This window comes from Geovibrio thiophilus (assembly GCF_004087915.1).
In the GTDB taxonomy this organism is placed as follows: Bacteria; Chrysiogenota; Deferribacteres; order Deferribacterales; family Geovibrionaceae; genus Geovibrio; species Geovibrio thiophilus.
Genome location: NZ_CP035108.1, coordinates 1,567,228 through 1,593,231, shown reverse-complemented (window position 1 = coordinate 1,593,231; position 26,004 = coordinate 1,567,228). Strand labels below are relative to the sequence as shown.

Sequence of the window (26,004 nt, the reverse complement as noted above, 5' to 3'; positions counted from 1 at the left end):
AGCTTGACAGTAAAGGCTTTCCGGCTATGTTTCAGTCATTTTAAAACAAGGTCAGAACTTCAGAAATGACTTTGCGCAGGCAATAATCATGTCTGCGAGATTATCGTTTGAGGTTTTACTGAGATTAAAGACGGAATGATAAAGAGACACGTCGTCAATATCTCTTTTATAATAATGCTTTATATAACTTTTTTTATGCTTCTCTATAGCTTTTATCTGCTCCGCTGCTTTCGCCGCTTCAAGCTCTTCCTTATCCGTGAGCCATTTCACACGGTCATCAAAGGGAGCAACTAGCCTTATATGCAGACAATTTGGCTCATCTTCAAGAATACACTGGCTGCCCCGCCCCATTATCACGCAGTTCGTATCCGTGGCAAGATTCCTGATGATAAGCTCCACCATAGAACTGAACCTTTTGCTGTCGAAAACAGGTTCCTGATCGGCATATGTATCGAAAAATGATATGGTTTCGTCATTTTTGATCATATCATTGACCTTATTTATCTTTTCATCTTTGAAAACATTAGAGAACAGGTCTGCGTCAAAATAGTCAGACATGAATGAGCGGAAATTTGAATGCTGTTCCTCATCAAACCTGTTCACTTTCTCCTCATCAGTATCGGTAAGGATTGCGATGTATTTTATAAGCTCCTTATGAAATAGCTTGAAACCAAGTTTTTCCGCGACTTTTTCAGCCACATACTCACCGCCGCATCCGAACTGTCTTGAAACAGTAATTACCGCCATGATAAGTCTCCGATTTTTTTTATATCCAGATCATCTTTTAAACCAGCAATAAGCCTGTCTATGCTCATACCGCTTACCGGATGAACATAGTCTGCGTCCACATCCCGCAGAGGATAAAGCACAAAGCTTCTGTTCGCCGTTTCTTTGTGGGGTACAGCAAGCCCTTCAGATTCGTGGATTTCACCGCCGAAATCTATAATGTCTATATCAATGAGCCTGCTCTGCCAGCGTGCGGACTGTTCTCTGCCCAGTTCCTTTTCAGTTTTTTTGATAAAAGTGAGAAGTTTGTCTGTGCTTAATCCGGTGCAGCCGGAGCAGCAGATGTTGTAATAATCCGCCTGTCCGTCCCTGAGCAGGGATGCGGTGGAGTAAACGGAAGATACTTTATCTATTATGATAAGGGATGACAGGGCTTTCAGGGCATCGGCAAAGTTCCGCTCCCTGTCGCCGATATTACTCCCCAGAGCTAAAATTATCCTTCTGACCGAGTTCATTCAGCATCACTCCGCGCACATGCTCAAGCAGTTCTCTGTCCTTCATACCGCCGGAATCCATGGGTTCAAGGAATTTCAAGTGTACTTTTTTAAACGGATAAACCCTGAAACTATGTTTAGGAACAGCGCTTGAAGTCCCGCTTATGATAAAAGGCGCTATTTTGTTCCCAGTTCTTCCGGCGAGAACAAAGGCGCCGCGCTTAAAGCTGCCCAGTTTTCCGTCTGAGGAGCGTGTGCCCTCAGGAAACAGCAGCACGGAATAGCCTTCACTGATTTTTTTCGCAGCGCTGAGAAGGCTTTTCAGTCCGTCCTTCCTGTCTTCCCTTTCGATGGGGATCATACCTATCTTTTTGAGGGCAAAGCCGAAAAAGGGAATTTTAAACAACTCTTTTTTAGCCATGAACAGAAACAGTCTGTCTGAGAAAACATGAAGGAGAACAAATATGTCCGCATAGCTTAAATGATTGCCCATGAAGACATAATAAGTATTTTTATCCAGTTTTTCCAGACCTTCCGTCTTCACCCTGATGCCCAGATAAAGAAGAAGCATCTTAGCCCAGATTCTGCTCATGAGTTTGTAAGGCTGTTTTGAGAAAAAAACCGAAGGGATGCCGAGTATCACAAGCACTGCGGTAACCAGCGCAAGATATATCCAGAAAAAAAAGCTGTAGATGAAAATCACTGTTTCACCTTACTTGCTATATCGTTAAGCACTTCGGCATAGGTGGGATGGTTGAACACATAATCGGATATTTTATCAATCGTGATGCCGGACTGGATAAGCAGCGAAAACATGGAGCATATCTGTCCCGCTCCGTCGCCTATCACATGGCAGCCGAGAATTTTTCTTGTGTCCTTGTCGTAAACCACTTTCATATAGCCCTTCTGAGCACCGCTGATAAGAGTTTTCTCAAGGTCTGATATGTTGTATTTAATGCAGGCGTACTCGCCTGCGTAGTCCTTAAGCTCATCTTCGGTGAAACCGACCTTGGCAAGCTCCGGATCAAGATAAAGCACTTTCGGCATGGTTTCCCACGGTTTGGCGGTTTTGTTGCCGATCACGGCGTCAGAGGCAATCTCTGAGGTGGTGTAAGCCCAGCTTACAAGCATGTTTCCGCCGGAGGCGTCGCCTACTGCGTAAACATTGGCATTAGTTGTGCGCATCTTCTTATTCAGTTTAAGGTTGCCGTTTGCTTCAAGCTTTATTCCCGCCTTATCCAGATCAAGTCCGCAGATGCTGGCTTTTCTGCCCACAGCCACGAAGACCTCTTCCGTTTCAAGCTTCACACCGCCGGAAAGGAACAGAATATATTTGCTGCCGACCTTTTCCGCCTTTTCTACCTTGGTATTTTTCAGAACCTCAATGCCGCTTTTCTTAAATTTTTCTTCCAGTTTTTTGACTATCTGCTGATCCATGTCACGAAGGATTTCATCCTTGGTTTCCACGATTGTAACAGCGGAGCCGAGCCTTCTGAAAACAGTGGCAAACTCACAGCCCACAAATCCGCCCCCGAGAATGGTTATCTTGGAGGGAACCTTTTCAAGGTCGCTTATGCTTGAGACAGTGAGCAGCTTAACCGATGAGCTGAGCCCGGGATTGATGTCTGAGGAGCCTGTGGCTATTATGCAGTAGTCGAACTTAATCTCCACATTGCCCTCAACACTGGTGACAGCAACGGAAGATTCAGAAGCGAATTTACCGAACCCGTACACGAAATTTATGTTCAGATTCTCAATGTCCTCAGTGAGAGCCTTGCGGATCCTCATCACCGACTGTTCAGTTAGCTTTCTGGATTTTTTAAAGTCAAAGCTCACAGAGGAGCATTCATCACCGCTTACAAGTGTTTGAAGCTTCTCTGTGCAGTTTGCGAATATCTTGCTCTGATACAACAGCGAGTTGGATATAACGCTGCCCGAGCGGCAGTAGTTGCCGCCTATTTCCTTATCGACTATAGTTACACGGAAGCCTTCCGTCGCCAGAAGCTTAGCAGCGTTCAGCCCCGCAGGACCTGCGCCCAGTATCAGAACGTGTTTATTATTTTCCATTATACCTTAATACCTGTAGTGATCCGGCTTATACGGACCCTCAATCGGCACGCCTATGTAGTCAGCCTGTTCTTTTGTGAGAGTGGTGAGCCTGACGCCGATCTTCTCAAGGTGGAGTCTCGCCACTTCCTCGTCAAGGACTTTCGGCAGCATGTAAACGCCGGGTTTGTATTTATCCCTGTTTTCCCAAAGATCCAACTGGGCAAGAGTCTGGTTGGCAAAAGAGTTTGACATAACAAACGATGGATGTCCCATTGCGCAGCCAAGGTTAACCAGTCTGCCTTCAGCGAGAAGGAATATCTCATGTCCGTCAGGGAAAGTGTATTTATCTACCTGAGGTTTTATGTTTAATTTCTTGATGTCTTTGTAGTTTTCAAGTTTTTCAACCTGAATTTCATTGTCGAAGTGACCGATATTGCATATTATCGCCTGATCCTTCATCTTCTCCATGTGTTCAATGCGGATAATGTCTCTGTTGCCTGTCGTGGTGACATATATGTCCGCCCTGCCGAGGGTTTCTTCAATCGTTGTGACCTCATAACCCTCCATAGCAGCCTGAAGTGCGCATATGGGGTCTATTTCTGTAATGATTACGCGCGCGCCCTGCCCTCTGAGGGACTGAGCGGAGCCCTTGCCCACATCGCCGTAGCCGCATACCACAGCCACCTTGCCTGCTATCATAACATCTGTTGCGCGCTTGATGCCGTCTATGAGAGATTCTCGGCAGCCGTAAAGGTTGTCGAATTTGGATTTCGTGACAGAGTCATTGACATTGACTGCGGGAACAAGCAGCTCGCCCTTCTCAAGCATCTGATAAAGCCTGTGAACACCTGTTGTGGTCTCTTCCGAAACGCCTCTCCACTCGGCAACTGTTTTCGCCCAGCGGGTTGCATCCTCTTTATATATTGATTTAAGAAGACCGAAAAGCTGCTTTTCGTCTTCAGTATTTACCTGTTTATCAAAAAGAGAGGGGTCTTTCTCTCCCTTATATCCGAGATGAATCATGAGCGTGGCGTCTCCGCCGTCATCAACTATAAGCTCAGGACCTTTGCCGCCGGGGAATTTCAGCGCCTGATCAGTACACCACCAGTATTCCTCCAGCGTTTCACCCTTCCATGCGAAAACGGGAACTCCCGCCGCCGCAATAGCTGCCGCCGCATGATCCTGCGTTGAGAAGATGTTGCAGCTGCACCAGCGCACGTCAGCACCCAGAGCGGTGAGGGTTTCAATCAGAACGGCGGTCTGAACCGTCATATGAAGAGAGCCCATGATCCTCACACCTTCAAGGGGCTTGGATTCTGCGTACTTCTCCCTCACGGCCATAAGACCGGGCATTTCGTGTTCCGCTATCTGAATCTCTTTCCTTCCGAACTCGGCGAGGGAAATATCTCTTATTTTATAATCACTAGAACTCATTTTTACCTCTTAATCATACACGGCGGAAGTGCCGTAAAAGAAAAAATCCGGACTCTCTGTCAGGAAAGTCCGGAACCGCTGTGTCAGCCTATGATTTTTTTAAGCTCGTCAACTTTATTGGTTTTTTCCCATGAAAATTCGTTTCTGCCGAAGTGACCGTAAGCGGCAGTCTTCCTGAAAATAGGTTTTCTTAAGTCAAGAGCTTCCATAATACCCTTGGGAGTGAGGTCAAACACCTTGCCCACAGCTCTTTCTATTTCAGATTCGGGTACGGTTGACGTACCAAAAGTGTTTACGTTTACGGAAACAGGCTCTGCAACGCCTATGGCGTAAGCTACCTGAATCTCACATCTTTTGGCGAATCCGCCGGCAACAATGTTTTTGGCAACCCATCTGGCTGCGTAAGCCGCGCTTCTGTCCACCTTGGACGGGTCTTTTCCGCTGAAAGCGCCGCCGCCGTGTCTTCCAGCGCCGCCGTAAGTGTCAACGATGATTTTTCTTCCGGTAAGACCGCAGTCGCCCATGGGACCGCCGATAACGAATCTCCCCGTGGGGTTTATGTGATATTTTATATGTTCTTCATCAAGGAGATCCGCAGGGATAACAGGCTTGATTACTTTTTCTATTATATCCTCTCTGAGGTCTTTCAGCTTAATTTCGTTGGAGTGCTGAGAGGATATGACTACCGTGTCGACCCTGACAGGTTTATATCCGTCGTATTCTATTGTTACCTGTGATTTTCCGTCCGGTCTGAGATAGGGAAGAACTTCATTTTTACGAACTTTGGAGAGCTGCATGGTAAGCTTATGGGCAAGCATTATTGGCAGAGGCATGAGTTCCTCGGTTTCATCGCACGCAAAACCGAACATAAGCCCCTGATCCCCAGCCCCGCCTGTGTCAACACCCATTGCAATATCAGGAGACTGTTTGTCGATGGTGGAGATAACCCCGCAGGTTTCGTAATCAAAGCCGTATTTGGCTCTGGTGTAGCCTATGTCTTTTATCGTTTCTCTCACCACGCCGGGAATGTCCACATAGGTTCTTGTGGTAACCTCTCCGGCAACTATAACAAGCCCTGTCGTAACCATTGTTTCGCAGGCAACCCTGCTCATGGGGTCGTCAGTGAGCATGGCGTCAAGAATGGCATCGGAAATCTGGTCTGCAATCTTGTCAGGGTGCCCTTCCGTAACTGACTCGGAAGTAAACACATATTTCTTTTGATCCATCATTACCCTCTATTTTTCAGTTTGAAGAGAAGCGCTTCTGGTACTCAACCGCGATTCTTTCCATTTTATCTTTTCCGATGAGCTTCTGCTTTTTGATCTCTTTTATCTTAGCTTCCACTTCAGGCGGATAATATTTCAAACTCAGCAGAGCTTCAAGATCCTGCTCCATTCTAATGTGCTCATTAAAAAGTTCTCTGAACTCCGGGCTGTCGTTCTTGATGCTCTCAATAAGTTCAGTATTGCTTTTCAACATTTCTCACCTCGCCGTTAATGTTGAGCTTCATGATGTACGCGTCATTGTCCTGACCGTAATAGTCTTTTATATAGCCGACTTTTTCAAAGCCGAAAGATTCATATAATCCGACAGCGGAAAAGTTGTCCACCGCCACCTCAAGAAACATCACTGAAGCCTTGTCCGCCGAACGGACAGCCTCTGCCAGAAGAAGCCTGCCGTAGCCTTTGCCGCGGTGTTTCGGGGAAACGGCAATATCAGCCAGTTCAGACTCGTCCAGAACCGTGTAAACAACAAAATAGCCGCAAACCGCCCCATCCTCTTCCAAAAGCTTGAAGATACTGCGCTCTCTCTCTATTTCCGTTTCAAAGTCTGTCTTCGACCACGGTTTTTTAAATGATGCTCTTTCTATCTCTGTGACGGATTCAAGATCATCCGCAAGCACGTCTCTGATCAAAGTTTATTTCCGCTTCGGATTTCCTGAAGTACAGGGGCTCGTAGCCGCATCCGAATTTAGTAAAATGGATATTTTTTACTGAGTGAGTGAGGTTAAGGCTGCTTTTCTGCTCGCGGTTGACAATATGGGTAATGGATTCCTCATCATCCAGCTTAACTGTCTCATACTCAGAAAATACCATATTTTTAAAGTCATAGCTTTTTCTGACAAAACTTTTTAATCTCAGCTTTGCCCAGACCTCAACCGACTCCTCTCCGCAGACAAGAGCGTAAGCGTCCAGCGATGAAATTCCTTTAAGTTTTTTCCCCATGGAGGAAGCAAGCCCAAGCATAGTCGAAACGCCTATCCTTATGCCCGTAAAAGAGCCGGGTCCCGTTATTGTATAAAAATTTTCAATTTCACTGAGAGAAGTTCCCGAAGATTCCAGAAGAAAATCAACGGTTTTCAGAAGATTCTCGTTAATGTTTGATTTCATTTTCACTCCGGTCTCAGCCAAAACAGCCCCGCCGGAAGTACCGAGCGAGGCAAAAAGCATGTCACCGGAAGTGTCTACGATTAATGTGTTCATTATTAAAGCATAGTATCATATTTAATACGGAAGTCAATAACCGCAGGACGCCTCACAGTCTTTTAAGGTACGGGTTGTTGTTTTTCTCCCATCCGATAGTGCTGAACTCCTCATGTCCGGGGTGCACGGTTACGGAATCGTCCAGTGTGAGCAGTTTGTGCGCTATGCCTTCGATAAGCTGACTGTGATCCGCATAGGGGAAGTCGCTTCGCCCCACTCCTTCACAAAACAGAGTATCTCCTGTTATTACGGCGTTTACCCGTTCAATGAAATAACACACTCCGCCCGGAGTATGCCCGGGAGTATGCAGAACCTTGATCTTTCCGCCGCCGAACTCTATTTCGTCTCCGTCTTTGACATATCTGTCCGCAGTCGGAACAGGAGCAGGTTCAGCGCCGAAAAGCGCCGCATGGTTTCTCGACTGACCGAGGAGAAACTCGTCATCCTTGTGTATATAAAAAGGAATATTGTATTTTTCCTTAAGCTCGCTCACTGCGCCTATGTGATCAAAGTGACCGTGAGTATTGAGGATCATCTTCGGCTTGAGGTTTTCTGTCTCTATTTTATTTATAATGAGATCCGCATCTCCGCCCGGATCGAAAATCACAAGATTGCCTTCGTCGTCGGAAAGGAAAAAACAGTTTACGAAAAGGGGTCTTACTACCATATGCTCAAGTTTCATCTATCACCTGCCTTGAATGCTTTTCTCTAAAATTATAGTCACAGGACCGTCATTTACAAGCCCCACTTCCATCTCCGCGCGAAAAATACCCGTCCCGACTTTGTCTGCGCCAAGCTCCGTGCGGCATAGATCGGCAAACTTTTCATAATATTTCTCAGCGAGTTCCGGTTCAAGAGCATTTCCGAAATCAGGTCTAAGCCCTTTGCGGCAGTCAGCTGCGAGGGTAAACTGACTGACGGTTATCACACTGCCGTCTATGTCCTTAACAGAGAAGCTCATTTTTCCGTTTTCATCTTCAAAAACTCTTAAGTTGCAGGCTTTTTTGGCAAGGAAGCTGATAAATTCCTCCTGATCGCCCTTTTCAGCACCGAAAAGGATAAGAAGTCCCTTCCCTATCTCAGATACTGTTTCACCCTTCACACGGACAAAGGCTGAACTGACCCTTTGTATGCAGAGCTTCATCTCAGCACCTTGCGCACGTTTACTCCGGTTATTTTAAGCACCGCAAAGTAAAGCAGAGCCGCAACAGGAATGTTAATCAGCAGATGCACACCTGAGACGGACATCCCCACAGCGCAGGCTCCCATTATAAAACAAGCGAATATGATCTTAACGAGAAGAGCGGCGTTGCCCCTGAAATTGAATCTGTAATCCCTGAGCTTTGAGTACAGATAAAATGAATTAGCCGAGGCTGAAACACCGGATGCAAGGGCTATGCCCGCATGACCGAAGGGTTTGATGAGTATAATATTTGAAACTGCGTACACGCAAAGACCGATGAAAGCGCCCTTCACAGGTGTGCGCATATCCTTCTCGGAGAAAAACACCTTTGCCAGAAGCCCTGTGTAAGAGAAGAAGATCATCCCTACACTGAACATAACAAGCGCCTGAGCGGTGTTGTATACATCCACGCCAGTGAACTGGTTACGGGCGTATATAAGCGCGGTTATTTCATCCGCCAGAAGCACAAGACCCAGAGTGGCGGGCATTATTATAACGAATATAGCGATAAACGCCTTGTCAATTAATGTATTGCGGTATGAAAAATTGCCAGCTGTGTTCGCCTTGCTTATCTCTGTCAGCGAGACGGCACCCACCGCAATGGAAAATACACCGAGAGGAAGCTGAAAGATCCTGTCCGCATAATAAAGGTAAGATATACTCCCCGCCGCAAGGAAGGAGGCTATGATTCTGCCCAAAGTAAAATAGAGCTGGTTTATCCCCAGTCCCGCTAGTGAAGGCACAAGCAGGCGGAAGGTCTTCCCGACATCAGGGTGCATGCCGTCCCACCGGAAGCGGAATCCCTTCATAACGGAATAGGTAAATATATAAAGAAGCTGCAAAACACCGCCGAGAATCACACCGTAGCAGAGCCACATTATGTTTCCGCCGAGCTTGTATCCGGCGTAAGCTCCGGCTATCATTGATATGTTAAGCAGAGCAGTTGATGAATAAGGCACATAATAAGAATTGTGCAGGTAAAGGTAGCCTGTAAAAAGCCCGCAAAGGGTTATAAACACGAGATAAGGCATCACAAGCCGCAGCATGTCGCCTGCTGTGGCGAGAATATCCGCAGAACCGAGGTAGCCGGGCATGAAAAGAAATATGATCTGCTTCGGAAACATTGAAATCAGGATCACAATGGACGTTACCATCACAAAAAGGACGATCATCATGCTGGTCAGGTATGAAAATGCCTTTTTTTTGTCAGCAGCCATATTGTCGCTGAGAAAAGGAATAAATGCCGAGGTGAGAGCGCCTTCGGCAAAAAAAGCCCTGAAAAGGTTGGGAATCGCATACGCCACAAAGAAGGCATCAGTAAGGGCATTGGCGCCGAAAAACGCCGCCACGGCTATGTCTCTGATAAGTCCGAAGATGCGGCTGGTAAATATCCCGAAGGACGACTTCATTACGCTTTTGAGGAAAACAGACACAAAATCCGCCTATGCTTAAACGATCAATTGAAAAAATTGCATAAATATTTGCCCAATTAGACTTTACACTTTATAAGGCATTGGATATAATATTGTAAATTAAAAAATTCCATCAAGACACCCTAATAAGGGGAGGTTGCAAATGACAAAGTCTGAGCTTATCGAAATTATCTCTGCCGAGAACACTAACCTTACCAAAAAGCAGGTTGAATTTATCGTCAACGGCGTGTTTTCATCAATTAAAGATGCTCTGCGCAACGACGACAAGGTGGAAATAAGAGGCTTCGGAAGTTTCAAAATCAGAGAGAAAAACTCAAAGATGGGAAGAAATCCCAAAACCGGCGACAAAGTTGATGTGCCTTCTAAAAAGGTTCCCTACTTCAAACCCGGCAAGGAGATTAAAGAACTTCTCATTAAAATGAACTGAGAAAGCTTTCTTTAACCTTTTTTATAACTTTTTGTTCCGGATGTTTACGCAGGCGGTGAAAGCCGCCTGTGTTTTGGTTGTATTTTGCTTTTTTCCGGATCTGAGCATCGAAGAAAGCCGTTATTCCGGTTATGTTAATCAGCCTTTCCTGTTTACTCCCATGCGGGTGATATTTTTCCCGTAGTATTTCTGTTTAATGCTCAAATCGGAATTAAGTTTCATTATAGCTTCACGTATGCCTGTTTTGTCCTTCTCAAACTTTTTTTCAAGCTCTTTATGCTTCTCCCCAACCTTACGGATGAAGCTGTTATCTTTTCTCTCCGCCTCTGGCATTGCGCTCACAATCTGTATAAACTGGCTGAAATAGCTGTTATAACGTTCAATGAGCTTCATATAATTATCGTTGAGTTCTGAGGAGATAAGCCGACACGCAAGTTCCATTATCTGGTCGCTTATGATTTCGAGACTGTTTTTCATGATAAATCACTCTTAAATAATTGGAGAAACCGCTGATAGTCAACAAAATACGACAGGTGATAAAAATGAGCGCAGAAAACTCTGTCAACAGGGAAAGCCGGAGACTTATTCAAAAGGATAAAAGCCCATCACAGTTTCAGCGCTTGCCTTCCTGTGGGCATTGATCGATTCTTTGCTTTCAGTTGTGAATTTGCTTTTAAGCATTGTGACTATATCGCGCGCGTCCTCTTCCGTGCGTACCGGACCGACAGCCGCAAGCTTGTTCTCATTGCGGATCTCTATTATGTCCGCAATACTGCTCTGCTGCCCCTGAGAAACGGGAGTAGAGGAAACTGATGAAGACTTTTCAGTCTGCACAGACTGAGACTTTCTTTTATCCGCTTCCAGAAGTCTTTCACGCAAATTGACAATGCTGTTGTCTGCGTTGATCACATATCACCCTGCAAAATTTATTGACTTAGAAGCCGCCTCTATTGATGAGTTTCCTCTTTCTTCCTGCTCAACAACGCCTTTCCATGCTTCTCTGAGCTCGCACATAACGGAGATAGCAGATTCCACCTTTGCCTTGTCCTTGCTTTTGTTAGCCTCAATCAGCGACCAGATCATGAAGTCATAAAGCCTGAGGAGGTTCTGGGAAATTTCTCCGGCGTCCATATTGAGGGAAGACATAAGCTCGTAAACTATGTTCTGGGCTTTCATTATGTTGTTATGGGCTTCGGGGATTTTCCCCTCTTCCATTGCCAGAACAGCGATACGCATAAACTTTATGGCGCCGTCATACAGCAAAAGCACCAGCTTTCCTTTTGTGGCTCCCTCAACTTCCTGTCTGATGTAATTTTGATACGGTTTTGTCACCAGATCAACTCCTTTTTTAAAATATTTTATGATGAACTGGTCAGCGAACTGAGAGATTCCCCCATCGCCTGCGCATCGGATATAGCCTGCTCCATCGCGGTAAACTGCGCCCAGTATCTTTCAAGCTGCTGTTCAGCCCTTAGCTGGTAGGTTTCTATCTGTTCAGCTATTCTCAGCATTTCTTTATCCAGAGTACCTTCACTGACGATTTTTTTCTGGATCATACCGTCGTAATTAGTATAACGAGTTATCAAAGAAGAGTAAATTCTTGTCCAACCCTGTATGTCGTTACTTTCGTTAATCGGGTTTCCGTCTTCGTCCTCTGTATCACTATCGTCATTTCCCACGATTATATTAGCGGAAAAAAACTCGTAAACATCATCGGCGTTGTCTGAGAGTACTTCCTGAAGTGTCTCGTTTGACTCAAGAGCGGCCAGAATCTCATCATAATCTGTGGAGTCTGTAACAAGCAGACCGAGAGCTTCGATTGTAATATCCCCGTCACCTGCAACATCTATACCCAGTTCCAGAAGATTTGATATGGATCCGGTAAGTCCGGGGATTTCCGTGAAAAGAGTAGTTCTGAGGTTTTGCTTAAGACTCCTCAGCTCCGAACTCTTGCGGATCATGTTGTAGGTATTGTATTCCTTGTAATAAGCCTGATACTCCGCAATGTCGTCGTCAGACATACTCTCTTTGTCCTCATCGGTGAGAGCGGTGAGGTATTTTTTCTGATCATCATCCAGCATGGGTGCATTGAGGACAGTCACCATCTCGTTGTATGTCTGAATAAAACTTGCCAAGGCCTCGGTTGCCTTTGTGGTATCTGCCGTGATGCTGATTGTCACAGGAGTTTCACTTGCTGAGCGGAGATCAAGGGTCACACCTGCTATTATGTCGCTTATTTCGTTACTGTCACGGACATAAGTAACTTCGTTCACCTCAACTATTGAGTTTCGTCCCGCCGTTCCCAAAGCCTGAGTGGTGGTGGTGCTCTGCGTGAGGTTTACGGCGGCAAGAAAGCTGCTGGTATCGCTGGGAGAGCCGAAGGTTATCTGCTCGGTGCCGCTGCCTGTGACAGTGATTTTATCTCTCACACTGTCGTAAACCATTGTAACGCCGGCGCCGGAGACATTCACCTTCTTGATTACATCATTAAGGGAATCAGTTGTGGCATCAACATAAATTGATACTCCGTTTATAGAAAAGGTTCCGCTTGTGGGTGCGGATGAAAGACCTGCTGAACTGAGAGCGCTTGTGGTGGATATGCTGCCGCTTGTTGAGCCCGTGGTTTTAACCGCACCCTGATTAGCTGTAAGCTTGAGGACTGTGAGCATGTTGCTTGTATCGGAAGAATCACCCACGGTTATAGAGCCTGAACCGGCGGTATTGCTTGAAAGCACTATGTTATTCGCCGCTTCGTCATATGTGGCGGTGACTCCAGCTCCGGATGAGTTTATCTTGGCGAGAAGATCGTTCACAGTGAGGGCTGAAAAATCATCAATGTATATTTTTGTGTCGTTTATTGTAAAATATCCGTTGGAAGCAGTTGTACCGCCCGCATCAGAAAGATTTTGTGTAAGAGCCGTGGAAGGAGTGGCTGAAAATCCGGTTGCGCCTGTGACAGTGGAATATGACTCGGAAGCTACAAGAAGCGACGCATCCTGAGTTATGGAAAATGAGCCTTCGGTCAGTCCTGTGCCTGTGAGGGTGATGCCTTTTATAAGCCCGCTTTCGGTATTGTTGATCTTCTGACCGAGAGTAGTGAGATCCGAAGCGATGAAATATGAAGTAACGGTGCTTACGGACGAAGTAGACTCGTAACCATACTCCAGCCCCAATGTTTCGTCAATATCCCCGCCTGTGGGCGTTATCGTCAGCCCTGTTACTGTCGTCGGAGAGTAAACCGCAATGCTCCATTCATCGTCTTCCTGATTATAGTCAGCCCGTACAGCAACGTACTGAACTCCGGTCGTTCCTTTATCCGAATTTATGTTGTTATTAAGACGCGTTTCCAGATCTCTCGCGACTTCGTTTATATTATCTCCTGAATCAACATTCACTGAAGACCATATACTGCTGGTGTCCGTGCCGTCAGAAACCTGAAAGGTGACTGTACCGCTGATGTCACTTTGTATGGTTCCGTCAGATGAAACAACAGCGGAGTCTATTGCCATACCGTTCTGTTTTTTTACAGTCCCCCACTCGTTCGGTTTGAAGCTGTTGACTGCCATGTAGCTTGAGCCTTCGTTTGTGACTGTTACAGTGTGCTTTCCCTCCAGATAATCCGCAGGTGTGCCTGTGGAGCCTGTAACTCCTGCTCCTTTTGCGGTAAGCCTCTGTCTGGTGTAGGAACTGACCCATGAAGCGTTTTTCGCTGTCTGTTTGACAACCACTGAGTATGAGCCCTTTGCGGCTTCTGTAGTGGCGGTAGCAGCCAAAACAGCGGTATTGGAGCTTTCCGTGCTTTTGGTTTTATAGGTGGATTCAAGCCTGAGAGTAAGCAGATTGCTGTTGAGAGTCCCCAGTCTGTCGCTGACATCCTGATATATATCTTTCTCAAGCTGTTTGAGTTCGTATTTGTTTTCAAGGTTAGTAATCGGAATCTGACTCTGCGCGACAAGCTGTTCCACTATCGCATTAGTGTCCATGCCTGAAACAATGCCGCTCATCTTTATTGCGCCCATAACTGCAACTCCTCCGATGTGATCATATTATCGGCACTTCTGCCCCGATTCTTTAGCGCTGAATCAGGGGCATAGCGCGCCATACACTGCATTAGCAAATGCCGAGCCACACAGGAACCAATGAAAATACAGGCAAAAAGGCATTTTTTTCCTGATCCAGCGGGGTAATTTTTTCTTAAAGGAAAATCATGCACCTTGCTATTCAGGACGGAATATATTAATTTCCGGTTATGAAAAAAGTTATTGTGTACGATTGCGACGGAGTTCTTTTTGACAGCTCGTTGGCTGTAAAAGCCTATTATGATCATGTGTTTGAAAAGTTTGAGCTGAGCATGCCCGATTGGAGCGACCCCAAGACGTTTGAGCTTGCCATGATGAGTACCAACAGCGAGATCATAGGTCATTTCTGCAAGGATGAGAAGAAGTTTAATGCGATAATGGAGTTTGCCACCAAGCTGAACTTCCGCATGTTTCTGGATAAGATGATACCCGCAGCCGGAGTGTTTGAGGCGCTGGAAAAGCTGAAATCCGAAGGGCATAAAATGGCGGTATGCACCAACAGAGGTGTTTCCATAGATCCGCTTCTCAAGCATTTCAAAATGTATGATTACTTTGACAGGCTGGTTTGCAGCTTTGATGTTGTGCGCCCTAAGCCGCATCCCGAAGGCTTGAATAAAATAGCAGAGCACTTCTCCGTTCATAAGAGAAATATGCTCTTTCTCGGTGACTCGGAAGCGGATTATAAAGCTGCGAAGGGGGCTAACATGCCGTTCCTGTCATTCGGAAGCAGCCTGCATGAGAGCATAAGGATAGATAATCACATGGAAGTATTTAAACATCTGACTTAACAATCCAAATCCGCGCGTCCTGCCGGATTTGGATACACGCTCGCGGCGGGATAAACCCGCCTTCGCTCCGCACGGCGCAACTCCATCTATGGAGTTGTAACTCAAATGAAACTGCCTGAATAGTCACCTGTACTGCTCCGCCTTCTTCCTTAAAGCGTACAAAACATTTTCGGGGTTGTGCAGACGGCAGGCTCTGTTATAACAATCCAAATCCGCGCGTCCTGCCGGATTTGGATACACGCTCGCGGCGGGATAAACCCGCCTTCGCTCCGCACGGCGCAACTCCATCTATGGAGTTGTAACTCAAATGAAACTGCCTGAATAGTCACCTGTACTGCTCCGCCTTCTTCCTTAAAGCGTACAAAACATTTTCGGGGTTGTGCAGACGGCAGACTCTGTTATGACAATCCAAATCCGCGCGTCCTGCCGGATTTGGATACACGCTCGCGGCGGGATAAACCCGCCTTCGCTCCGCACGGCGCAACTCCATCTATGGAGTTGTCACTCAAATGAAACTGCCTGAACAGTCACCTGTACTGCTCCGCCTTCTTCCTTAAAGCGTACAAAACATTTTCGGGGTTGTGCAGACGGCAGGCTCTGTTATGACAATCCAAATCCGCGCGTCCTGCCGGATTTGGATACACGCTCGCGGCGGGATAAACCCGCCTTCGCTCCGCACGGCGCAACTCCATCTATGGAGTTGTAACTCAAATGAAACTGCCTGAACAGTCACCTGTACTGCTCCGCCTTCTTCCTTAAAGCGTACAAAACATTTTCGGGGTTGTGCAGACGGCAGTTCCATTTGCCCAGCTTGACGTTTGTTTTGTTTTCGCCGTGGTAATCGCTTCCGGCGGAGACAGGGAGTCCGAGTTTCTTTGTCAAGTCATTGAAAAACAAGGTATCCTCTTCGGAATGGTACGAGCAGTAAGTCTCAACGGCGTCAAGCCCCTTATCCGTCATCCCTTTGATATAAGGCAGGTAAGCATCCTTCTCCAAACGCATGCTGAACGGATGGGCGAGTATTGTTATACCCCCTGCTGCGTGTATCATCTCCGCGCTTTCCTCAAAGCTGAAGCGTTTCCTCTCTCTGTAAATCGGCTTACCTTTGGCTAAGTATTTGTCGAACGCCTCTTCCATATCCGCCACAACGCCTTCTCTTATAAGAAACTTCGCTATATGCGGTCTGCCGAGTTCGCCAAGGTTCGATGTGCTGACCTCATTCTCCGTAATCTCCCTGTCTACAAGCCTGCTGACTTCTTTAAGCATGCTGTCATTCCTTTCTTTTCTGGCGATTAGCAGCTCTCCGAGTTTTGCGGTCAGCTCCGCGCTTTTGTAGTCTATAAACAGCCCCACAACGTGCATAGTGCCGGGCGAGAAATCAATGCTTATCTCCGTGCCCGCGATACGCTCCGCATTCCCTTTAGCGGCGAAAAAATCAGGAAGACCGGCAACCGTATCATGGTCAGTGAGCGCTATATGCCTTATCCTCTTGGAATCCGCCATCCTTACAATCTCTGCGGGAGTCTTGGTTCCGTCTGAAAAAACCGAGTGACAATGGAGATCTATCATAAAAGTTCACCTGTATTCCTATAATAATTATCTTGTTTTGTTCATGTTTAGGCAATATAGTTTTAGCATGAATATAAACAGTTTCATTATATACCGAATTTTTGCGAACTTGGTAGCTTTCTGGGTGGCGGGCAAAACAATTCCCGGATTTGCGACAGGGGATATGCTGAGCCTGATAAGCGCATCCGTTGTCCTTACTTTTCTGCACATTTTCATACGCCCGCTGATGGTTGTCCTCACACTTCCCCTTCAGGTGTTCAGCCTTGGGCTTGCTTATGTTATTTTCAACGCTTTGTATGTCAAGATAACATCGGTAATTGTGAAGGATATAGTGGCGGAAGGATTCTTACCCGCTCTGGGCGCCGCGGTTATGATAAGCTTGGTAAATATGGTGCTGGACGGACTGGCGCGCAGACAGAGGATGACGAGAAATGGATCCGAAAACGGCGAAGGAAGATATTGAGCGGCTTGAAAAGCTCATCATAAAGATGAAGTTTGAGTATGAGCAGTATATCAGGGGTAACCTGAAACTTCCTCCCTCCTCTGTCGAGCGGGAGATCAACAACATTGTTCAGAACTACAACCGCAAACCGCTGACGAATACCAGCCTGCGATTTAAATTTAATAATCTTACTGCCCGTTTTCTGTCCATACGCCAGAAGATTCAGCGTGACATGGGCATAAGAGACGGCTTTATCAAAAACCCTTACGCGGAGGCGCATCAGGATGAGGAAGCCCCGCAGGATGAAAAACTGTTCAGCAAGCTCAATGAGCTCCCTGCAAACTATGATAAACAGAAGGTTATTGCCGTCCTGAACGCGAAAATAAATGAGTTGAAATCACAGGGATATGCTGATATTGATGTTTCTCTTGAAATTGAAAACGGAAAACCCCGCTTGAGGATAATAACCAAAGATGAAAAAAAAACTCTTCAGAATTGACTTCATAAATGCAGCAAAAGAAAACCTCACCATTCACGCCTCAAAAGTGAACCCTTCCTCCTTTCTCGGGCTCATAGAAGTGGCGGATATAGTCTTCATGGACTCCTCCGACATTATTCTCAACCCGCAGGACGATAAAATCAAAAAAGAATTTAAGAATGTTGAGCGCACATTTCTGCCCCTCAACTCCATAATCAGGATAGACGAAGTGATTCTGGAAAAAGAGACCCCGGTGATCCGTCTGTACGAGAAGCAGGACTGAAAACACATATGAACACTTTGCAGAGATACATTATCAGAGAGATAGTTCCGCTGTTTATATTCGGAAATGTTCTCTTTGTCGTTTTTCTATTACTTGAAAAGCTCATAAACCTTGCGGATCTGTTCTTCACAAAAAATGTTCCCGGTCTGCTCATAGCTCAGACAGTTATCTATTATCTTCCCTCTTTCCTCATGATAACCATTCCCACATCCGCTCTCATGGCGAGCATGGTGGGGTTCGGCAGAATGTCCTCCGATTCCGAAATAACTGTCATGAAAGCCGCGGGAGCGGGCGGAGTTTTTTTTCTCAAGCCTGCGGCGGCTGTGGGTATCGGCGCTTTTCTGCTTTCATTGGTGATGAGCGTTTACCTCATGCCTCTGGGCAGCACACTTGCCATCAATAACCTTACGAAAATCGCAAAAAGCATTTCTGTCAAAGATATGAAAGAAAACGAAATGTATGACGAAATACCCGGACTCCTTTTCTATGCGGATAAACGTCCCGATGACAATGAGTTCGGCAAAATCGTCGTCATAGATAAAAACACAGGAACAATCATCACCGCTGAAACCGGAGCCATTGTGCCGTCGGAAGAAGCCGCACTTGTTATGAACTTCTCCAACGGACGTGTGGTAGCGGAAACCGCAGGCGACGAAAGAACAGTGGTGCGCTTCGGAGAAATGGCGATGAACCTGCCCTTCGAGCTTAAGGACAAGTTCAGCAAAAGGGACGAGTACTTCATGACCATGACAGAGCTGGCGGAAAACTTCGGCGAACACGTAAACTACAGATTCGAGTTTTCAAAACGCCTTGCCCTGCCCGTAGCGGGTCTTCTCATGGGTATACTCGGCATGTCTCTGGGTATTTTTTTCCACCGCTCCGGACGTTCGATAGGCATTCCTCTCTCACTGGGGCTTACGCTTTTTTACTATATGATATTCTTCACATCCCTGAACCTTGCCCGCGCAGGCGCCATGGACGCTTTCTTTGCCCCGTGGCTGGCAAATATATTCTTCACCGCTGTAACAGCAGTATTCGCCTACAGGGTGCTTAAATGAAAAAGTTCCATGTCTATTTCATAAAGCAGTTTTTGAAGCTGGCGTTTTTTATACAGATATTCGTTGTGATACTGAACATCGTCGCCAACACATCCATGCACACCAAGCTGATGGCGAAGCACAACATCTCGTTTCTGTCGCTCCTTGTATTCGAGTCCATAGAGCTTCCCAGCGCCATTTACGAATCCATGCCAATGGCGCTCGCCATAACCACAATGGTAACAATCATTATGATGATACGCAGCAACGAGCTTCTGGCTTATGTGAGCCTCGGCGGAAGGCTGCGGGATCTGCTTTTCCCCTTGCTGGGCATAGGCGCGGTTGTTTTCTGCATACTTATGTTCATGGCGGACAGGGTTAACCCTTGGGTTGAGAATGCCCGAAAGAAATACGAAACCGAACAGTTTGACAGACAGCCGTACGTGACCAAAGGCAAGCTTACCGATGTCTGGATGAAGGACGGTGAGGAAGGCTTTGTCCATATGGAGCTTGTCGACCCTATAAACCGTGAATTTTTTGACATAACCTTCTACCGCATGGACGATTCCTTTGAGATTGACAGAGTCACAAGCATAGAGGACGCAAAACCGAGAGGCGGCAAATGGGAACTGTCAAAAATAAAGGTTTATGACATCAAACCCAGACCGGAGCTTATACTCACGCAGGACAATAACACTGTCGAATCCCGCCTGTTCTCAGATCTTGCGGATCTGCCGGTGAACAAGCCAAAATTCCTGTCACTGGGTGAACTTTCCAAAATAATCAAATTGCTGAAAAAACAGAAGCTCAATGCCGCGGCTTACGAGCTCATGGTATTCAAAAGCTATGGACACGCCATAAGCGCTGTTATAATAATGTTTCTTGTATTCCCCGTCTGCGTGAATTTCAGCAGACATTCCTCATACATCATAAGTGCTGTCAACGCCCTCGCCCTTGCTGTGGCTTACTGGCTTTCGGTCAGTTCCTTCCAGTCACTCGGCAAAACAGGAGTAATGTCTCCTCTGTTAGTGAGCATTATACCTAATATCCTGTTTCTTGCTGTCGCCGTATATCTGGTTTACCGCAGGGAAACCGCCTCGTAAGTTAAATCTCGCCAAAGTATATTTATTTTGACTTTACATACCCGATCATGTATTTTGAGCATTCAATAATCGAAGAGGAGGAACAGGCATGCGTAAAGTTGCGGTACTGCCCGGTGACGGCATAGGACCCGAAGTAATGAAACAGGCGATCAAAGTTCTAGGCAGAATATCTGAAAAATATAATACAAAATTTGAGTTCAAGTTCGCCGATGTAGGCGGAATAGCCATAGATAACCACGGAACCCCACTTCCCGATTCGACACTGAAACTTTGTGAGGCTTCGGAAGCCATTCTTTTCGGCTCTGTCGGCGGACCCAAATGGGAGAACCTTCCCCCCGCCCAGCAGCCTGAGAGAGGCGCTCTTCTCCCTCTGAGAAAGCATTTCGGGCTTTTTGCTAACCTTCGTCCGGTAAAAATATTCAAAGCGCTTATAGATTCAAGCTCTCTTAAGAACTCCCTCATACCCGACGGGCTTGACATTGTTTTCTTCCGTGAGCTCACAGGCGGAATATACTTCGGTCAGCCGAAGGAAATCAGTGAGGACAGGCAAAGTGCCAGAGATACCATGCTTTACACAGTGCCGGAGGTTGAGCGCATAGCAAGACAGGCTTTTGAGGCTGCGAAACTGCGCGGCAACAAAGTAATGAGCGTTGACAAGGCGAATGTACTCATGACAAGCGTTCTCTGGAGAGAGACGGTAACAAGGCTTCACAAGGAAGAATATTCCGATGTGGAACTGGCTCATATGTATGTGGACAATGCCGCTATGCAGCTTGTGCGTTACCCCTCACAGTTTGACGTAATAGTGACGGAAAACATGTTCGGCGATATACTCAGCGATGAAGCCGCCATGCTCACCGGTTCTCTGGGTATGCTCCCTTCCGCCTCTCTCAATGAAGACGGATTCGGGCTGTATGAACCCATCGGCGGCACAGCTCCGGATATAGCAGGACAGAACATAGCAAACCCCATAGCGCAGATTATGTCAGCGGCGCTGATGCTCCGCTACAGCTTCAAAATGGACGATGCGGCGGCAGATATTGAAAATGCGATTGAAGCCCTCCTCGCCGAAGGTGTGAGAACCCGTGACATCTTCCGTGACGGACAGGGACTCAGACTCGTCAACACCGACGAGATGGGCGACTTGATAGTAAGCAGGATATAGCTGCGTATACACTCCCACGGATGGGAGTGCGCCGTGCGGAGCGAAGCCGCATTCACTGCGGCGCGAGCGGTTCAGCCGGACGACAGGATGTGCGTCCGGCGATTATAAATACGACGAGATGGGCGACTTGATAGTAAGCAGGATATAGCTGCGTATACACTCCCACGGATGGGAGTGCGCCGTGCGGAGCGAAGCCGCATTCACTGCGGCGCGAGCGGTTCAGGCGGACGACAGGATGTGCGTCCGGCAATTATAAATACTTTGCGGTCACTGCCCGCCTCGGACACAACGGACATAACGACCATCGGTTCTGGGGCTATTGTAAGTGAAACCGGTACCGAAATTAACTTCCCATGCGCCGGATAGAATGAGAGGATTTGTAGTTGATGACCAATAGTAAGCATTTGCCGTATTCTGGAATGCGGAGTATATAGCAGGATTGGACATTGTGTAGTCAGCTAGAGTTTTAAGTTCATTTATGTTAGGCAAACGCCAGTCATCGTGCCCGCCAGTAATAAGCAGTTCACAGTTGCTTATTGCACCCTGCCAAGCATATGTTTCAGAAGCAACCTCCGCATTGTCCTGCCATATCAAGCCTGTTGCTGTGTCCTCCACTGTTTCCTCCACATTGTCTCTGGTAAAACTGCTCTGAGGTAAAGTGTCCCCCCGTACGCAACGAACAAATAAAGCAGATGTTTTATCAAAGGAAGACTCTACACCTGACCAAAAACTGACACGTAAAGCATCATTGGTACTATAATCTGTTGATGACCAGTACTGCATATACGGATCCGGATTTATATTCTCAAAGATCGGATCAAGAGCCGGAACATTCCTTGTGTGATCAACAATTGACATAAGTTCTTTTCCAACGGGTAAACGCCAGTCATCATAATCGCCCAGTTCAAGCGCGTCACAATAGTCAATAGCCCCCTGCCAGTCTCTTTGTACTGTTTCAACATCTGCATTATCCTGCCAGTGAAGCCCTGTTACCGTATCGGTTACTATTTCATCTGTCCTGCTGTAGCTTCTGGTGATACCCTTCTGATAAAAGCCGTCATCATAGTTCATATAGCTCACTGTCTGCCCTGTTTTCAGCACTCCTAAAGGCGGGAACGCCACATTGACAGTGAAAGGAGCAAGCAGGACGGTGCTTATGCCGTCACTGATGCTTATCACAATATCTGCGTAAGTACCGACATCTCTCGCAGAAGGTGTTCCGGTGAGTATACCGAAATACCTGCTGAAATCAGCCCATGAGGGCATATTTTCAATGGAGTAAATCACAATATCTCCATCTGGATCGTTTCCGACAGGTTCAAAAAGATATACATACCCCGGATGAACAGATGTGTCCGGCGTTCCGCTTATCTGCGGCGGAGTGTTAACCGCATAAACAGTGATACCGAACGCAGGCAGTGCTGACATGCCGCCTTTACCATCTGAAACGGTTATAACTATGCCGCCGTAAACACCCGCAACCGCAGTTCCGGTGAGTACGCCTGTGGAATTGTCAAAAGCAGCCCATGAAGGCTTATTCAGTATATTGTAAGTGAGTGTGTCTCCGTCTGCGTCGCTGACTGAGGGAACAAAGGCATACGCTGTGCCGGATGTAAGTGAAGCAAGAGGCGTTCCGTTTATCTGCGGCGGAGTGTTAACCGCATAAACAGTGATACCGAACGCAGGCAGCGCTGACATGCCGCCTTTACCATCTGAAACGGTTATAACTATGCCGCCGTAAACACCCGCAACCGCAGTTCCGGTGAGTACGCCTGTGGAATTGTCAAAAGCGGCCCATGAAGGCTTGTTCAGTATATTGCAAGTGAGTGTGTCTCCGTCTGCGTCGCTGACTGAGGGAACAAAGGCATACGCTGTGCCGGATGTAAGTGAAGCAAGAGGCGTTCCGTTTATCTGCGGCGGAGTGTTAACCGCATAAACAGTGATACCGAACGCAGGCAGCGCTGACATGCCGCCTTTACCATCTGAAACGGTTATAACTATGCCGCCGTAAACACCCGCAACCGCAGTTCCGGTGAGTACGCCTGTGGAATTGTCAAAAGCGGCCCATGAAGGCTTGTTCAGTATATTGCAAGTGAGTGTGTCTCCGTCTGCGTCGCTGACTGAGGGAACAAAGGCATACGCTGTGCCGGATGTAAGTGAAGCAAGAGGCGTTCCGTTTATCTGCGGCGGAGTGTTAACCGCATAAACAGTGATACCGAACGCAGGCAGCGCTGACATGCCGCCTTTACCATCTGAAACGGTTATAACTATGCCGCCGTAAACACCCGCAACCGCAGTTCCGGTGAGTACGCCTGTGGAATTGTCAAAAGCAGCCCATGAAGGCTTATTCAGTATATTGTAAGTGAGTGTGTCTCCGTCTGCGTCGCTGACTGAGGGAGCAAAGGCATACGCTGTGCCGGATGTTATTGCCATGATCGGTGTTCCATTTATCTGCGGCGGAGTATTAACCGCATAAACGGTTACGGAAAAAGAAGAAAGGTAATCTGAACCGCCTTTATTATCTGTAACTTTTATAATAATGCCGTTGTACACACCAGTATGCTCTGTCTGCGGAGTGCCGCTGAGGATTCCTGTTAATGCGCTGAAGGAAGCCCATAAGGGTTTATTGACTATTTCATAGGAGAGACTGTCTCCATCCGGGTCAGTTGCGGACGGACTAAAGGAGTATGAGCTGCCCGCCGTTGCCGATGTTTGGGGCGTGCCTGTTATATCCGGCGGAGAATTATCATAATAAACACTTACACTGAAAGGAGGTAATACGGCGGCATCGGAAGCATCTCTGACAGTTATTATCACTCCGTTGTAGGTTCCTGTGTCTCCCGTTGAAGGCGTGCCTCTCAGTTCTCCTGTTGAGCTGCTGAAAGATGCCCATGACGGTTTGTTGAATACCTCGAAGATCAGTACATCCCCATCAGGATCGCTTGCCTGAGGGATGAAGCTGTAAACAGAACCGGCTGTTACGGATGTCTGAGGGATTCCCGTGAGTTGTGGAGCCGAGTTTGTATTTCCGTCTTCATCACTGTCACCGTTTCCATTATCAGCACCTCCGCTGCCGCTTCCGCAGGAAATGGAGAATATCATAATAAGCAAAACGGTAAAAAAGAAAGAATAACTGCGCGAATATTTCATATCAGCCCCGGATCAGAAATAGCTTTATTTTTATTTCTGGCAGATTGCCGAACAACAGTGAATACTTCTGCTGATTTTTTTAAAAGCATACCACACCGATTACCGCTCCCGTACCGGACAAGCCGGGAGCGGCAGCCGGCACAGTTTTGCAATCTCTCCGTCCATGAGCGTCATTATTGCTCTTTCCTCTGAATTCAGCGTTCAGGGGGCTCCGGCAGAAAGAAAACAGAAACTTTCCAAGCTTTTACGGGCAAAGTTAATATACACTTTGAAACATATGACGCACAACTACCCGAACGGGTAGGAAGGATTCATGCTTTATTGAATAAATACATAATATATAAATTTCTTATCAGGTTAAGCTCCACATGACACCATGCGCCCCAACAGCGGGTTCCACATTATGCTGAAAAACTTTTCTCACAGCGTTTCTCACTACATTTACCTCGGAATCTTCGCTGCGTCCCTTGAGCCAGCCCAAACAAAGCTTGACGGGGATTATGCCGTCCTTCCAGATCACAAGCCTTCCCTCCTTCTCAAGCTGCTTCGCCCTTTCAAGACGGAGCATTCCCAGACCGTGACCGTCCAGAACAAGCTCTCTGATAACATATTCGTCCTCGCAGTTTATTGCTTGTTTGATCTTTAGCCCCAGCGCCTCGAACTTCGACAAAACAGCTATATAAAAGGGACATCCGTAGCCCGCCCAGACCCACGGAGTTGCGGCTATCTCCTGCCATGAGGATTTGCCCTCAAGGAAATCAGGTGTTCCGGCTATGCAGATTTCGGCATCTTCCAGAACCTCATACTCGATCTCGCTGCTTATGGGATGATGGTAAAAGAAGCTGGCGTCCAGTACTCTCCGTTTGAGCATATCTTCTGTGTCCACACTCTGGCATGCCATGAGAATCACATTCAGTTCCGGATATTCAAGAGCTATCAGCCTTGAGATTTCACTCACACGCAGAAAGGCGGGCTCGGTGTTTATCCCTACCGTCACATCACCGATAACCGTATCGCCCAGCAAACCCGCCTTGCGTTTCATACTGTCAGCGGCTTTAAGAATTTCCTGAGCGTGGGTAAGAAGCACTCTCCCTTTATCGTTCAGTTCCATCCCTCTGGAGTTGCGGGTGAAGAGTTCCAGCCCCAGCTCGTCCTCAAGACTTTTAATCTGAGTACTCAGCGCAGACTGGCTTATATTGAGGCTTCCGGCGGCTTTTGTGAGGTTTTTCATCTCCGCTATTACGGCGAATGATTTTAGCTGATAAAGCTCCATATTAATCTCCGTTCTATTTTTCCGAACGCTGTGATTGAAAAGCAATATTTGTTTTATCCGTTTTTCAGTGATATTTAAGCATATCAAAAGTTAACGGTCAATAAGTTTGGGTAATGTATATTCTGTTATAATGAACGCTTCATAGGAGTGCGCCATGAAAGGAAAAAGCCTTAGAATGTCTCTCGGGAAAGACAAGCTCGTATCACTTAACGGCGTCAAAAAGGCGAGCCTTGTATGCGAACAGGGAAAGCTGTGGATAACCGGAACAAAGGAAGGCGATATTGTGGTGAAAAGCGGAGAAAAGGTAAGCCTTTTTCCCCTGCACCGCCTTGTCATTCAGGGCGGAACAGAATCAATGTTCTCAATGGAAATAAACTGATTATGCAGGCTTGAGCGCCTGTCCTCTAC

At 46.9% G+C, this 26,004-nt stretch carries 28 protein-coding genes and 1 pseudogene; 9 read left to right on the top strand and 20 right to left on the bottom strand.

Going from position 1 to position 26,004, the window contains the following annotated elements; translation table 11 throughout:
* Positions 1-51: 51 nt before the first annotated feature.
* The 13 genes and pseudogenes from EP073_RS07570 to murJ form a co-directional block, all read right to left on the bottom strand.
* Positions 52-747, bottom strand: a complete 696-nt coding sequence (locus EP073_RS07570) for a cytidylate kinase-like family protein (protein ID WP_128466550.1) — start codon at positions 745-747, stop codon at positions 52-54.
* Positions 738-1,241, bottom strand: coding sequence for a 2-amino-4-hydroxy-6-hydroxymethyldihydropteridine diphosphokinase (gene folK, locus EP073_RS07565; RefSeq protein WP_128466549.1), 504 nt, complete (start codon positions 1,239-1,241; stop codon positions 738-740). The genes EP073_RS07570 and folK overlap by 10 nt, the downstream gene beginning before the upstream one ends.
* Positions 1,201-1,923, bottom strand: coding sequence for a lysophospholipid acyltransferase family protein (locus EP073_RS07560; RefSeq protein WP_128466548.1), 723 nt, complete (start codon positions 1,921-1,923; stop codon positions 1,201-1,203). The genes folK and EP073_RS07560 overlap by 41 nt, the downstream gene beginning before the upstream one ends.
* Positions 1,920-2,267: a hypothetical protein gene (locus EP073_RS14180; protein WP_430654683.1), complete on the bottom strand. Its 348-nt coding sequence runs from the start codon at positions 2,265-2,267 to the stop codon at positions 1,920-1,922. Before EP073_RS14180 ends, EP073_RS07560 begins: the two co-directional genes overlap by 4 nt.
* A gap of 78 nt (positions 2,268-2,345) precedes the next feature.
* A pseudogene (locus EP073_RS07555) lies at positions 2,346-3,287 on the bottom strand (FAD-dependent oxidoreductase); the annotation flags it as partial.
* A gap of 6 nt (positions 3,288-3,293) precedes the next feature.
* Complete coding sequence (gene ahcY / locus EP073_RS07550; protein WP_128466546.1) at positions 3,294-4,703, bottom strand: adenosylhomocysteinase; 1,410 nt, start codon at positions 4,701-4,703, stop codon at positions 3,294-3,296.
* 83 nt (positions 4,704-4,786) lie between these two features.
* Positions 4,787-5,929: a methionine adenosyltransferase gene (gene metK / locus EP073_RS07545; RefSeq protein ID WP_128467793.1), complete on the bottom strand. Its 1,143-nt coding sequence runs from the start codon at positions 5,927-5,929 to the stop codon at positions 4,787-4,789.
* A gap of 16 nt (positions 5,930-5,945) precedes the next feature.
* Positions 5,946-6,182, bottom strand: coding sequence for an HP1242/YdcH family protein (locus EP073_RS07540; RefSeq protein ID WP_128466545.1), 237 nt, complete (start codon positions 6,180-6,182; stop codon positions 5,946-5,948).
* Positions 6,163-6,618, bottom strand: coding sequence for a ribosomal protein S18-alanine N-acetyltransferase (gene rimI / locus EP073_RS07535; RefSeq protein ID WP_128466544.1), 456 nt, complete (start codon positions 6,616-6,618; stop codon positions 6,163-6,165). The genes EP073_RS07540 and rimI overlap by 20 nt, the downstream gene beginning before the upstream one ends.
* Positions 6,593-7,186 carry a tRNA (adenosine(37)-N6)-threonylcarbamoyltransferase complex dimerization subunit type 1 TsaB gene (tsaB, locus tag EP073_RS07530; protein ID WP_128466543.1) on the bottom strand — a complete coding sequence of 198 codons (594 nt, stop codon included), beginning with the start codon at positions 7,184-7,186 and terminating at the stop codon, positions 6,593-6,595. Before tsaB ends, rimI begins: the two co-directional genes overlap by 26 nt.
* A 52-nt stretch (positions 7,187-7,238) precedes the next feature.
* Positions 7,239-7,868, bottom strand: a complete 630-nt coding sequence (locus tag EP073_RS07525) for an MBL fold metallo-hydrolase (protein WP_128466542.1) — start codon at positions 7,866-7,868, stop codon at positions 7,239-7,241.
* A gap of 3 nt (positions 7,869-7,871) precedes the next feature.
* On the bottom strand, positions 7,872-8,330 hold the full coding sequence (dtd, locus tag EP073_RS07520; RefSeq protein ID WP_128466541.1) for a D-aminoacyl-tRNA deacylase: 459 nt from the start codon (positions 8,328-8,330) through the stop codon (positions 7,872-7,874).
* Positions 8,327-9,802 (bottom strand): murein biosynthesis integral membrane protein MurJ, encoded by a 1,476-nt coding sequence (murJ, locus tag EP073_RS07515; RefSeq protein ID WP_128466540.1) that lies wholly within the window; start codon positions 9,800-9,802, stop codon positions 8,327-8,329. Before murJ ends, dtd begins: the two co-directional genes overlap by 4 nt.
* Positions 9,803-9,944: 142 nt before the next feature.
* Here murJ and EP073_RS07510 point away from each other — a divergent pair, with 142 nt between their 5' ends.
* On the top strand, positions 9,945-10,229 hold the full coding sequence (locus EP073_RS07510) for an integration host factor subunit beta (RefSeq protein ID WP_128466539.1): 285 nt from the start codon (positions 9,945-9,947) through the stop codon (positions 10,227-10,229).
* Between the two features lie 138 nt (positions 10,230-10,367).
* Here the strand turns inward: EP073_RS07510 and EP073_RS07505 are convergent, their stop codons facing one another.
* From EP073_RS07505 to fliD, 4 genes are all read right to left on the bottom strand, one after another.
* Positions 10,368-10,706: a hypothetical protein gene (locus EP073_RS07505; protein WP_128466538.1), complete on the bottom strand. Its 339-nt coding sequence runs from the start codon at positions 10,704-10,706 to the stop codon at positions 10,368-10,370.
* Positions 10,707-10,811: 105 nt separating this feature from the next.
* Positions 10,812-11,138, bottom strand: a complete 327-nt coding sequence (locus tag EP073_RS07500; protein WP_128466537.1) for a hypothetical protein — start codon at positions 11,136-11,138, stop codon at positions 10,812-10,814.
* A gap of 3 nt (positions 11,139-11,141) precedes the next feature.
* The gene (fliS, locus tag EP073_RS07495; RefSeq protein ID WP_128466536.1) at positions 11,142-11,561 is read right to left on the bottom strand and encodes a flagellar export chaperone FliS; all 420 of its coding nucleotides are present in this window, start codon (positions 11,559-11,561) and stop codon (positions 11,142-11,144) included.
* Positions 11,562-11,587: 26 nt separating this feature from the next.
* A complete protein-coding gene (gene fliD, locus EP073_RS07490) occupies positions 11,588-14,248 on the bottom strand; it encodes a flagellar filament capping protein FliD (RefSeq protein WP_128466535.1) in 2,661 nt (886 codons plus the stop codon).
* A 230-nt stretch (positions 14,249-14,478) separates the two neighbouring features.
* Here fliD and EP073_RS07485 point away from each other — a divergent pair, with 230 nt between their 5' ends.
* On the top strand, positions 14,479-15,096 hold the full coding sequence (locus EP073_RS07485; protein WP_128466534.1) for an HAD family hydrolase: 618 nt from the start codon (positions 14,479-14,481) through the stop codon (positions 15,094-15,096).
* Positions 15,097-15,825: 729 nt separating this feature from the next.
* On the opposite strand, the gene EP073_RS07480 is transcribed toward EP073_RS07485, so the two are convergent.
* Positions 15,826-16,665: a PHP domain-containing protein gene (locus EP073_RS07480; RefSeq protein WP_128466533.1), complete on the bottom strand. Its 840-nt coding sequence runs from the start codon at positions 16,663-16,665 to the stop codon at positions 15,826-15,828.
* A 43-nt stretch (positions 16,666-16,708) separates the two neighbouring features.
* On the opposite strand from EP073_RS07480, the gene EP073_RS07475 reads away from it, so the two are divergent.
* The 6 genes from EP073_RS07475 (at position 16,709) to leuB (ending at position 21,173) form a co-directional block, all read left to right on the top strand.
* Positions 16,709-17,128: a phage holin family protein gene (locus EP073_RS07475; protein WP_128466532.1), complete on the top strand. Its 420-nt coding sequence runs from the start codon at positions 16,709-16,711 to the stop codon at positions 17,126-17,128.
* Complete coding sequence (locus EP073_RS07470; protein WP_128466531.1) at positions 17,097-17,606, top strand: hypothetical protein; 510 nt, start codon at positions 17,097-17,099, stop codon at positions 17,604-17,606. The genes EP073_RS07475 and EP073_RS07470 overlap by 32 nt, the downstream gene beginning before the upstream one ends.
* On the top strand, positions 17,581-17,868 hold the full coding sequence (locus tag EP073_RS07465) for a DUF1820 family protein (RefSeq protein ID WP_128466530.1): 288 nt from the start codon (positions 17,581-17,583) through the stop codon (positions 17,866-17,868). Before EP073_RS07470 ends, EP073_RS07465 begins: the two co-directional genes overlap by 26 nt.
* A gap of 8 nt (positions 17,869-17,876) precedes the next feature.
* Positions 17,877-18,926: an LptF/LptG family permease gene (locus tag EP073_RS07460; protein WP_128466529.1), complete on the top strand. Its 1,050-nt coding sequence runs from the start codon at positions 17,877-17,879 to the stop codon at positions 18,924-18,926.
* Positions 18,923-20,008 (top strand): LptF/LptG family permease, encoded by a 1,086-nt coding sequence (locus tag EP073_RS07455; protein WP_128466528.1) that lies wholly within the window; start codon positions 18,923-18,925, stop codon positions 20,006-20,008. Before EP073_RS07460 ends, EP073_RS07455 begins: the two co-directional genes overlap by 4 nt.
* Before the next feature lie 88 nt (positions 20,009-20,096).
* Positions 20,097-21,173 (top strand): 3-isopropylmalate dehydrogenase, encoded by a 1,077-nt coding sequence (gene leuB / locus EP073_RS07450; RefSeq protein WP_128466527.1) that lies wholly within the window; start codon positions 20,097-20,099, stop codon positions 21,171-21,173.
* 267 nt (positions 21,174-21,440) lie between these two features.
* On the opposite strand, the gene EP073_RS07445 is transcribed toward leuB, so the two are convergent.
* Both EP073_RS07445 and EP073_RS07440 read right to left on the bottom strand, forming a co-directional pair.
* Entirely contained in the window at positions 21,441-24,275 is a 2,835-nt protein-coding gene (locus tag EP073_RS07445; RefSeq protein ID WP_164885304.1) for an Lcl domain-containing protein, read from the bottom strand.
* A 400-nt stretch (positions 24,276-24,675) separates the two neighbouring features.
* Positions 24,676-25,596, bottom strand: coding sequence for a LysR family transcriptional regulator (locus EP073_RS07440; protein WP_128466525.1), 921 nt, complete (start codon positions 25,594-25,596; stop codon positions 24,676-24,678).
* A 154-nt stretch (positions 25,597-25,750) separates the two neighbouring features.
* Between EP073_RS07440 and EP073_RS07435 the strand changes: the two genes are divergently transcribed.
* Complete coding sequence (locus EP073_RS07435) at positions 25,751-25,975, top strand: DUF2917 domain-containing protein (RefSeq protein ID WP_128466524.1); 225 nt, start codon at positions 25,751-25,753, stop codon at positions 25,973-25,975.
* The last annotated feature ends 29 nt before the right edge of the window (positions 25,976-26,004 follow it).